Source organism: Nocardia sp. NPDC060220, assembly GCF_042727815.1.
Taxonomy (GTDB): domain Bacteria; phylum Actinomycetota; class Actinomycetes; order Mycobacteriales; family Mycobacteriaceae; genus Nocardia.
On sequence record NZ_JBHWZY010000164.1, the window covers coordinates 1 to 10,299 of the forward strand.

The following is a 10,299-nucleotide window of genomic DNA, read 5'->3' on the forward strand; positions in this document are numbered from 1 at the left end:
CTCGACGAGATCCGCGACAACCTGCCGTGACGAAAAAGAGCCCGCCGGAAAGTTCCGGCGGGCTCAGGCGTAGCTGGGCGTCAGCGCTCGGCGGCGACTTTCACCTTGCTCAGCGTCTCGTGCATCCCCGAGACCAGGTCGGCCTCGAACTTCTCCTCGCCGCCCATGGCGACCTTGATCGTGCCCCGCAGCCAGCCCGGCAGGCCCTTGGCGTCGACGGTGCGCGTCTCGACGACACGGGTGCCGGTGGCGGTCGGCTCGAGCTCGTAGGCCCAGACCGTGCGGTTCTCGTTCATCCGGAACGCCAGCGCCTTGTTCGGCTCGAAGCGCACGATCCGCGAGGTGGTCGGGTAGACCTTCCAGCCCACCTTGTTGACGTTGACGGTGAAGGCGCCGTCGCGAACGCCGCCGAGCGCGACCATCTTCACGGTTGTCGGACTGAGCTCGGACATGCGGCGCAGATCGGCGAGTACCGACCAGACCTTCTCCGGCGGTGCGGCGATGTCGATGCTGGCTTCGAGAGTGTTCGGCAACGGTGCCTCCGGGTATGCGTGACGGGCTGTCACGCTCAGCATAGGCACCCCCATGGGGGCCGGCCCCCGCCTGTAGGTGAATTCTTGCAGGCTGATCGCAACCCGGGCGCGGCGGCTGAGGCAGCGCAGAACCAACCGCGGCGCGCGGAACACGGAGGCGAACCCCTCGCGGCGGGACCCGTGCTCGAATTCCGCACCGCGATCACCGCAGGGGTGGACAAGGCCGTCGGACTCCCAGTGATCACCGGGCTCCGCTGGTTCCACGACGGGCCGGTGACCGGAGGGCCGGCGCGGTGGGCGAGCCTGAAAGCAGGGATTGTCCAGGTCGCCGCGCCGCGGGAGGTGTCCTGCGCCTCGGTCGGGTCGCCGAGCATCGGCAGCGCCACGTAGAGCTGTCCGGCGACGAGAATCCCTACGGCACAGATTGTCGCGGCTGTTCTGCCTGTCGGCGCTCACCCCCGGTCCGTCGTTTCAGTAGTCGCCGACGGGCTCGAGCCCGGCGCTCAGCGGAGTGGTCATGGGAACAGGAGTACCCCGCCCAGCGCTCGGCGGCAATGATTTGTCGCACCCTGCGCTGATCCGATTACGCCGTATTCGACTGTCCGGCAGTCACATCGGTTGCTACCGGATCCGTCTGCTCGTGGGTATCGGCGATCAACGGATGTGAGTACCGCGCTTCGGTACACTCACGTTTCACATCACGGTTGCCCCAGCGCGTCGATGACGTGTCGGCGATGCCGATATTCACGATCCCGTGCTGTCGACGGCTTCGTTCTCATGAGTGAATCGGCTCATGTAGGGCCCGCGCGCGCCCCGAGTTCCTTGGTCTTGTGTCCCATGACAAAAAATTCTAGAAAATTCCTTTAAAACACTCCCACTTCACATTGTCACTGGGTATCGTCCGAGACGGCAAATGGCCAGTGACAACGAAGTCACAAAACATCGACTTGGAGTGACACATGCTTTACAACATCACTGACGACAGCAGCGACGGCAACATCCTGACCCTGCTGCTCGGCCTGCTCACCAGCTCGCTGAGCACCGGTTCGGTGCAGGGCTCGGGCAACTGAGCCGTCTGTAGCCATCTTTCGGCTAACGCGCGGTTGGCCGATTGGGCAGCCGAAGGGCCTGATCCATGACGAGGGGATCAGGCCCTTCGGTATTGTCAGCGACAATGTCACAGGATGCGAATACGGGACGAATGTATGCCGGGCAACCCGTAGAGGACCGGCAACGCCAGCGGCGTGCGCGTTTTCTGGAGTCAGGCCTGACGGTCTTCGCGCGCGACGGGTATGCCAACAGTTCGGTCGGTGCGATCTGTAAGGACGCGGGACTATCGTCTCGGCAGTTCTACGAGGAGTTCACCGGTCGCGAATCTCTGCTGCTGGAGCTGTACGAGCAGATCGACCGACATTCGCGCGAGGCGGTGGCCACCGCGCTCGAGGACAAGTCCGAGGCGACCGTACTCGAGCAGATCGATGCGGCCGTGCGGGCCTACGTCGAGTCGATCGGCAACGATCCCCGCAAGGCGCGGGTCGCGTTGGTCGAGGTGGTCGGAGCAGGCCCCAAGGTCGAGAAGTTCCGCCTGGAACTGCGCCGCGTGTGGGGTTCGCTGCTGGCCAGCGCCGCCGAGGACGCGGCCATGCACGGCGAAATCCCGCCCGGCGACTACGAACTGCGCGTGCTCGCCATCATCGGCGCGGTGAACTACGTGGTCGACGGCTGGAGCGGCAGCGACCCACGCCCGCCGCTCGACGAAGTGATCAAGGTGCTGAGCCGGGTGATCCTGGGCGCGGTCGGGGCTTGATGGCGCGGGTCGAGATCGTCCCGATCCAGGTACCCGACGGCAGCACCTTGCCGGTGCGTCTCATTCCGGCCACCGGTGCGCACCGGCATCCGGTCACCCCGGACGCACCACGCGCGGTCGTGGTCATCGTCCCCGGTCTGGCCGTGCCCGGCGAGTTCTACGAGTACTTCGGACACCGGCTGGCCGCGTGCGGATTCGATGTCGCCATCGGCGAATTGCGTGGTCAGGGCGAGAGCACCCGCCGTCCCGATGGCGAGAGTACCTACGGCTACCACGAATTGGTCTCGGTGGACTTTCCGGCGATGCTGGCAGCGGTGCGCAACCGGTTTCCCGCCAGCACGCCGTACCTGCTCGGCCACAGCATGGGCGGGCAACTCGCGGCGATGTACGCGGCCAGGGTGCGCGGCAGGCTCGGCGGCCTGATCCTGATCGCCTCCGGCACACCGTATTTCCGGGGGTATCGCGGGGTGTTCGGTCCGGGCGTGCTGGTGGGCACCGCGGCGGTGGCGGTGGCGTCGAACCTGGCCGGGTTCTGGCCGGGGGACCTGCTCGGCAAGCGCGCCTACGGCAGGCAGTCCAAAGTTCTCATGTCGGACTGGGCCAGGCTGGCGCGTACCGGGCGCTTCGTGCCCGTCGGCGCCGATATCGACTACGACGAGCGGATGTCGCGGCTGAAGTTCCCGGTGCTGTCGATCACCGTCGCCGGTGACGACATGGCCCCGCAGACCTCGGCGGATCACCTGCTGGGCAAGCTGCCCGGCACACAGGTCACCCGGTGGTTCCAGCCGGAGGCCCTCGGGCACAACGGCTGGATCACCGATCCGGACTCCACCGTCGACGCGGTGGAGAAGTGGCTGCGCGACCGCTGACCCTCAGGCCGAGCGGCGCCCCTCGATCAGCATCTGGATGAAGAACTCGTAGACCAGCGCGGACAGGTACGCCGACTGCTTGTTGTCGGCGGCGCCGCCGTGACCACCCTCGATGTTCTCGTAGTACCAGACGGTGCGATTCTGGGACTCCAGGAGCGCGGCCATCTTTCGCGCGTGCCCGGGATGGACCCGGTCGTCGCGGGTGGAGGTGGCCAGCAGGATCGGCGGGTACTGCTTGCCGGTGTCGGTGTTCTGATACGGCGAGTACTCGCTGATGTAGGCCCATTCTTCCGGCTTGTCCGGGTCACCGTATTCGGCGACCCACGACGCGCCCGCCAGCAGCAGGTGGTAGCGCTTCATGTCCAGCAGCGGCACCTGGCAGACGATGGCGCCGAACAGTTCCGGGTACCGGGTGAGCATCACGCCCATCAGCAGGCCGCCGTTGCTGCCGCCGATCGCGCCGAGCCGGTCCGCGGTGGTGATGCCGCGGGTCACGAGGTCGCGCGCGATGGCGGCGAAGTCCTCGTAGGCGCGGTGGCGGTGCTCCTTCAGTGCGGCCGTGTGCCATTCGGGGCCGTACTCGCCGCCGCCGCGGATGTTGGTCATCACGTAGGTGCCGCCGCGTTCGAGCCAGTTCATGCCCGCCGAGCCGAGATAGGCCGGAGTCTTGGAGATTTCGAAGCCGCCGTAGCCGTTCATGATCGTCGGGCCCGGCGTGCCGCGCCGGTCGCGATGGCGGATCACGAAGTAGGGCACCGCGGTTCCGTCGTCGGAGGTCGCGAAGAACTGTTCGGTCTCGATGCCGGTGGCGTCGAAGTAGCCGGGGGCCTGCTTCAGCGTCACCGCGGTTTCGCCGATCGCGCTGCTGAGCAACGTGGTCGGCGTGGTGAAACCGGTTGTGGTGAGCATGAACTCGTCGCCGCCCTCGAGTGGGTCGAGGTTGGCCACCGAGGTGGACGACATGGCAGGGGAGTCGGCGAGCTCGCTGCTCGCCCAGCCGTCCGGACCGGGGGTGAGCACGCGGAATCCGGTCTGCACATCGCGCAGGGTGGTGAGGATCAGATGGTTCTCGGTCCAGCCCCACGATTCCAGTGAGGTGTGCGGATCCGGGGCGAAGAGAACCTCGAATTCCCGCGCCCCTGAGAGGAATTCGTTCAGATCGGTGACCAGCAGGCTGCCGGGAGCGAAGGTGGTCTCGCCCGGTGTCCACTCGGTCTTCAAGCGCACCAGCAGCCAGTCGCGGTACCAGTCCACGTCCGCGTCGGTGGGGGTCTCGATCAGCCGCCACTCCCCGTCGTCGAGCAGCGATACCTCGCTGTTGAAGAAGTCCGTCGACCGGTGCAGGTAGTGCCGTTCGTAGCCGGGGTGGCGGTCGTATCCGGCGCCGATCGAGACGTCGCTCGACTTGCCCTCGAACACCGTTTCGGCAGCGGACAATTCGGTGCCACGCCGCCAGCGCTTGGCAATGCGCGGGTATCCGGAATCGGTGAGCGATCCCGGCCCGAAATCGGTGCCGATGTAGACGGTGTCGGCATCGATCCAGCCGATCCGGGACTTCGCCTCCGCGACGAAGAACCCACCGTCCTCGGGCGCGACGAATCGCCTGGTGGTCAGGTCGAATTCGCGCTCGACGGTCGCGTCGGCGCCGCCACGGGACAGGTGGATGATGGCGCGCTCCTGCGACGGCCGCAGCACCGCGGCGCCCGCCCACACCCAGTTCTCCCCGTCGGCCTCGGCCAGCGCGTCGACGTCGATCAGCACATCCCACTCGGGGGCGTCGGTGGCGTAGGACTCGAACGTGGTCCGCCGCCACAACCCGCGCTGATGCTCGGCATCACGCCAGAAGTTGTACAGCCACGGCCCCCGTCGGCCGGGATAGGCGATCTTGGTGTCGTCGTCGAGCATCGCCAGTACGCGACGCTCCATCTCGGCGAATCGGTCGGTCGCCGCGAACCGCCGCCCCACCACGTCGTTGCGGGCGCGCGCCCAGTCCAGCGCGCCCTCGTCGGTCACGTCCTCGAGCCAGAGATAGGGATCGGTCACGTTCTCTTCAACGCCGCTCATCCCCACATTGTTGCCGATGTGAGGATTCGCATGTCGGGCGCGCTGCGACCCGCGCCGATGTCAGGCGTGTGCGGTCACCAATTGTGGGCGACGTCGACGACCACGCGGGTCGGGTTGTCGAAGGTGCTCACGCGGAAGGGGAGGCGGGCGCGGACGCCGAGGCCGAAGGTGGTCCGGCCTTCGAAGGAGCCGGCGAACGCGACTTGGCGGAAGGTCGGATAGCCGCTCGTCGAGAGCAGGTCGGTGCGGTTCGAGGGGTTGTAGGTGCTGTTGCCCGCGTCGTCGTAGGCGGGGGCGAAGACCGCGATCTGGAGGAACCCGCCGCCACGGAGGGGGACGGTCGCGCCGGAGCCGTCCTGGGTGACGGTGCCGACGTACCCGACGAGGTAACCGGCGACGGGGCCGGACAGGTCGATGACGAGTCGGTCGAAGCACTCGTGGCGGCCCGCGCGAACATCGGCGACGGTGGCGGTGGAGTAGTTCGACGACGTCTTGTCCTGTGAACCCCAGGTGAGTCCGCAGTCGGACGGAGCAGCGGCCGCGGGCAGCGTCGAGAGGCCGACGCAGGCGGTGAGTGTGGCGAACAGGACGAGGAAGCGACGCATGTCGCACCGCCTTTGATCTGGGGCCTTCGGGCTAGCGGAGCAGTACCGATTTATCGAACGGATCAGGCATCGCGTTAGCGTCGGTCCGGTGTCGGGTGCGCGGCGAAACGTAGGATCGCAGGTCACGAGTCAACCGGAGGTGGATGTGTTCCTGTGGGAGCAGCACTGCTGTCTGCCGTTGCGGCACACGGCGCGGGTCGCCGAGCTTGCTCGGTATCCGTTGGGGTCGTATCTTTCGGTGAACGTCGGGTATTCGGCGCAGACCAAGGACGATTCGCTGGCGCTGCTGCACCGGTTCCGCGACGACGCGGGGGCGGATCCGCGGTTCCGGCTGGTGGATCTGGTCGGCGATATCGGCGCGCCGGAGGTGATCTCGCTGGCGTTCGATCTGGAGGATTCCGGGCCGCTCGACAGCGATCTCGACAATGTGGAGCTGTTCTACGACCTCGGCGTGCGTTCGCTGCTGCCCACCTACAACCATGCGAACGCGGCGGGTTGCGGTTGTCTCGACACCGAGGACACCGGGCTCACCGGGTACGGAAAAGACTTGGTGCGCAAGCTCAACGAGGTAGGGATGTTCGCCGACGGCTCGCACTGCTCGCGCCGCACCGGGCTCGACATCGCCACGCACACCAGCGTCCCGATGATCTACAGTCACTCCAATTTCGCCGCGCTGTGGGAGCATCCGCGCAACATCAGCGATGAGCAGGCGCGAGCGTGTGCCGCCACGGGCGGGGTGATCGGTGTGAACGGCGTCGGCATCTTCCTCGGCCGCAACGAGCCTGCCGCCCGTGCCGAGCGGGTCACGGCGGTCGCCGATCACATCAGGTACGGCGTCGATCTGGTCGGGATCGACCACATCGGGATCGGATCGGACTATTCGTTCGACGGCCAGGAGTTCAACGACGAGATCCGCGACAACCCCGGTGCGTTCTCCGAGTCCTACACGAAATGGGGCCCACTCCAGTGGACTCCACCCGAGGACCTGTTCGGCGAATCCGAGGTGCCGGGCCTGGACGAGCTCCTCGCCGCGCGCGGATTCACGCACACCGAGCGTGCGGCGATCTTCGGCGGCAACTTCGCCCGGGCAGCGAGCCACGTCTGGCGGGCGTGACCTGTGCCGAAGCCGGTTGATCGACCCCGCCGGACCGTGTTCGGTGCGCGGCGGGGCGTTCCGGGTCTCGCTCAGGCGAGGCGGACGAGCATCTTGCCGGTGTTGGCGCCGGTGAGGACGCCGAGGAACGCGGCGGGGGCCTGGTCGAGGCCGTCGTAGACGGTTTCGGAGGTGGTGAGGGTGCCGTCGGCGAGCCAGCCCGCGGCCTTGGCGATGTACTCGCCGAAGATCGGGAAGTAGCTGGTCACCAGCATGCCGCGCAGCGTGATCTCCTTCGTCGCCGCGAGGTAGAGGTCCGGGCTCTGCTGGGCGGTGGCGCCGTTGTAGCCGCTGATCGCGCCGACCAGGGCGACCCGGCCGTGCTGGTTGAGCGCCTCGATGGCGACCTTCAGGTGTTCGCCGCCGACGCTGTCGAGGTAGACGTCGACGCCATCAGGTGCGGCGGCGGTGAGCTGGCCGCCGAGATCACCGGCGCGGTAGTCGATCGCCGCGTCGAAACCGAACTCCACGAGCAGCTTTCGGGCCTTGACGGGACCACCGGCCGAACCGATCACCCGCTTCGCGCCGAGCGCCTTGGCGATCTGGCCCGCGACGCTGCCCACCGCGCCCGCCGCGGCCGAGATGAACACGGTGTCGCCGGGCTTCACCTGGGCGACATCGGTGAGTGCGGCGTAGGCGGTCAGCCCCGTGGTGCCGAGCACGCTCAGGAAGTGCTGCGGCGCGGCGAGTTCCGGGTCGATCGGGGTGGCGGTCGCGGCGTCGACGACGGCGTGTTCGCGCCAGCCCGCGAAGTGCGAGACCGTCGCGCCGACCGCGATATCGGCCGAGCGGGAGGCGATCACCTCGCCGACGGCGGAACCGTCGAGGGCCGCACCGAGTTCGAACGGCGGGATGTAGGAAGCCTTGTCGTCCATCCGGCCGCGCATGTACGGGTCGACCGACATCCAGGTGTTGCGGACCAGGATCTGGCCTTCGCCCAGCTCCGGCAGTTCCCGTTCGACGAGGGCGAAGTCGCCGGCGACCGGTGCGCCGTTCGGGCGGGCGGCGAGGTGGATCTCGCGGGTGCGGGTGGGCAGTGCGCGGGTGGCCGTATTCGACATGATCGAGCCTTCTTTCGAGGTCAGCCGGTGTTTCTCGCCGGTGATGACTACGTTATGGCGGCCGGGTTCACCTCCCCAGGTCCGCGCACGCCACCGCCCGGTCCGTTCACGACAGACCGGGCGGTGATGGTTACTCCTAGTCGGCGACGGGCGTCGGCACCAGCGTCATGAACAGGCCCAAGGCCAGCATCGCGTCGGCGAAGACCAGCAGTACGACATCGGCCGCGTACGGCTCGAGCTGGATCCACTCGGTGAGCCACAGGTTCACGTCGAGCAGCACCGCCAGGACCAGCGCCGGAATCATCGAGAGCAGGTAGCCGGCCTTGAATGCCTTCGGTCTGACCAGGAAGGTCAGGCCCAGCATGATGACCTCGAGGATGAGGTTGTAGTTGCCCTGGCTCAGCGGCGTGAACACCAGCGTCATCGTGCGGGTGAGGCTGCTCTGCGGGGAGATGCCGATCCCGGCCCTGATGGCGAGGCTGAGGCCGAGCGTGAGGATATAGATTCCGGCGACGTAGGTGATCCAGCGGCGGACCTTGTTTCCGTTGTCGATGACTGCCGCGTCGTTGTCGTGTTGCATTGCGGTGGATCCCTTGCTCTGGTAGCCGAGGCTATTTCATGAAGCCGAAGCGGTCGAGCGAGATGAACAGGGTGAGTAGCTTGTTGACGACCGGCTCACCTTCGTTGTGGTTGCCCAGCTTCGCCAGTGCGTCGTCGATCGAGCGGGTCGCTTCGACGAGCTCGGCGAGGTCCATATCGGCCATCACTCCGTAGAAGTCGAGCGGCAGAACGGCTTTCACCTGCGCATCCTCGGTCACGACGCAGCCGCCGACCAGACCGTCCAGGTGCCGGAGGTTCTCGCGCATCTCGGTACTGTCGCTGCCGACGACCACGAAATAGGCCGCCGGAGCCGGCCAGAAGGTCGAGACCGCGCCGCGGTCGAGCGAAACGCCGGTGAACAGCGCGTTGACTATGTGGCGCTGCCCGTCGGCATAGCGTTGCACGACCGAGATCCGGTTGAGGCGAACGCCTTCGAGCTCGGGGACGACGACACCGTCGCGCACCGGGACCCAGACCTCCTGCGCGAACTTGAGATGCCCGCGTCCGTACACGTCGAAAAGCAGTACTTTCGCCCGCGTGCCGTCCTCGGAGATCTCGATCGGGGTGAGCTCGAGCTGCTCGGCGCGCAGGTCGGCGAGGCCGGGCCGGGGCTGCTTGGTCAGGACCGAGTAGTCGATGCCGACCGGTTCGAGCAGGCGACGGTCCTTGGCGACGAGCTTGCCGCCCTTGAACACATAGCGGGGGTTGATCGTGGAGAGGCTGTCGGTGAGCACGATGTCGGCGAATCGTCCCGGGCTCAGCGAACCGAGGTCGCGGTCCTTGTGGAACGAGCGCGCGGTGTACAGCGTGCCCATCTTGATCGCCTGGATCGGCGGCATGCCCATCTCGACGGCCAGCGAGATGACCCAGTCGATATGGCCTTGCCGCAGCACCCGATCCACCGAGATATTGTCGGCGCACAGCTGGAAGTTCTCGGCGGGCCAACGGCGTTTCACGATGGCGCGCAGCATCGTTCGAATGACCTCGGGACTGCCGACACCGAATTTGATCTGGGTATTGAGCCCGTAGCGGATGCTCTTCTCGATATCGTCTTCGTTCCAGACGTCGTGGTTGTTGTCGACGCCGATGGCGGGCATGTAATTCAGCAGCATGCCCGACAGTGAGGTGACGCCCCAGTGGCAGTTCACGAATCCCGCGTTCGCGCGTCCGAGCGCGGACTTGCGGAAATCGTCGGCGTTGCCGGTCATATAGGACAGGTGGGCCAGTTCGCCGAGGCCGATCACCGGATCCATCGCCAGCATCGCCTCGGTGACCTCGGGTGAGGTCTTCTTTCCCGGTGCGAAGGCATAGAGCCGGTACGGCAGCTTCTCGTGGTGGGCGAACAGCGCGCGGGCGGCATCGATCGCATCGTCGCCTGCGGCACTGGCGAAATCGAGCGTTTCCCCGAAAACGGTGGTCGTTCCGCTCGGCACGATCGCCTCACCGAATGCCGCCGGATGCGCGAGCTGGGATTCGAAGTGCAGGTGCGCGTCGATCAGGCCCGGAATCGCGTAAAGGCCCTCGCCGTCGAAGGATTCGCGGTATCGCACGATCGATTCGTCGGGATTCAGCGCGATGATGCGTTCACCGTGGATCAAGAGCGAACC

Annotated in this window: 9 protein-coding genes; 3 read left to right on the forward strand and 6 right to left on the reverse strand. The window is 66.7% G+C overall.

Annotated features, from left to right (window positions below; genetic code table 11):
• Positions 1 to 80: 80 nt before the first annotated feature.
• Positions 81 to 533 carry an SRPBCC family protein gene (locus ACFWF3_RS11245; RefSeq protein WP_379313541.1) on the reverse strand — a complete coding sequence of 151 codons (453 nt, stop codon included), beginning with the start codon at positions 531 to 533 and terminating at the stop codon, positions 81 to 83.
• Between the two features lie 1,174 nt (positions 534 to 1,707).
• On the opposite strand from ACFWF3_RS11245, the gene ACFWF3_RS11250 reads away from it, so the two are divergent.
• Complete coding sequence (locus ACFWF3_RS11250) at positions 1,708 to 2,340, forward strand: TetR/AcrR family transcriptional regulator (protein ID WP_378916482.1); 633 nt, start codon at positions 1,708 to 1,710, stop codon at positions 2,338 to 2,340.
• Positions 2,340 to 3,209 carry an alpha/beta fold hydrolase gene (locus ACFWF3_RS11255; protein ID WP_379313532.1) on the forward strand — a complete coding sequence of 290 codons (870 nt, stop codon included), beginning with the start codon at positions 2,340 to 2,342 and terminating at the stop codon, positions 3,207 to 3,209. The genes ACFWF3_RS11250 and ACFWF3_RS11255 overlap by 1 nt, the downstream gene beginning before the upstream one ends.
• 3 nt (positions 3,210 to 3,212) lie before the next feature.
• On the opposite strand, the gene ACFWF3_RS11260 is transcribed toward ACFWF3_RS11255, so the two are convergent.
• Together ACFWF3_RS11260 and ACFWF3_RS11265 are read right to left on the reverse strand one after the other, a co-directional pair.
• The gene (locus tag ACFWF3_RS11260) at positions 3,213 to 5,273 is read right to left on the reverse strand and encodes a prolyl oligopeptidase family protein (protein ID WP_379313533.1); all 2,061 of its coding nucleotides are present in this window, start codon (positions 5,271 to 5,273) and stop codon (positions 3,213 to 3,215) included.
• Positions 5,274 to 5,347: 74 nt separating this feature from the next.
• Positions 5,348 to 5,878 carry a hypothetical protein gene (locus ACFWF3_RS11265; RefSeq protein WP_379313534.1) on the reverse strand — a complete coding sequence of 177 codons (531 nt, stop codon included), beginning with the start codon at positions 5,876 to 5,878 and terminating at the stop codon, positions 5,348 to 5,350.
• A gap of 139 nt (positions 5,879 to 6,017) precedes the next feature.
• Between ACFWF3_RS11265 and ACFWF3_RS11270 the strand changes: the two genes are divergently transcribed.
• On the forward strand, positions 6,018 to 6,992 hold the full coding sequence (locus ACFWF3_RS11270) for a dipeptidase (protein WP_379313536.1): 975 nt from the start codon (positions 6,018 to 6,020) through the stop codon (positions 6,990 to 6,992).
• A 71-nt stretch (positions 6,993 to 7,063) separates the two neighbouring features.
• Here the strand turns inward: ACFWF3_RS11270 and ACFWF3_RS11275 are convergent, their stop codons facing one another.
• The 3 genes from ACFWF3_RS11275 to ACFWF3_RS11285 form a co-directional block, all read right to left on the reverse strand.
• Positions 7,064 to 8,092 (reverse strand): NADP-dependent oxidoreductase, encoded by a 1,029-nt coding sequence (locus tag ACFWF3_RS11275; protein ID WP_379313538.1) that lies wholly within the window; start codon positions 8,090 to 8,092, stop codon positions 7,064 to 7,066.
• Positions 8,093 to 8,228: 136 nt separating this feature from the next.
• Positions 8,229 to 8,672 carry a DUF6198 family protein gene (locus ACFWF3_RS11280; RefSeq protein WP_379313539.1) on the reverse strand — a complete coding sequence of 148 codons (444 nt, stop codon included), beginning with the start codon at positions 8,670 to 8,672 and terminating at the stop codon, positions 8,229 to 8,231.
• 31 nt (positions 8,673 to 8,703) lie between these two features.
• On the reverse strand, positions 8,704 to 10,299 hold a 1,596-nt coding region (locus tag ACFWF3_RS11285), incomplete at its 5' end, for an adenine deaminase C-terminal domain-containing protein (RefSeq protein WP_379313540.1).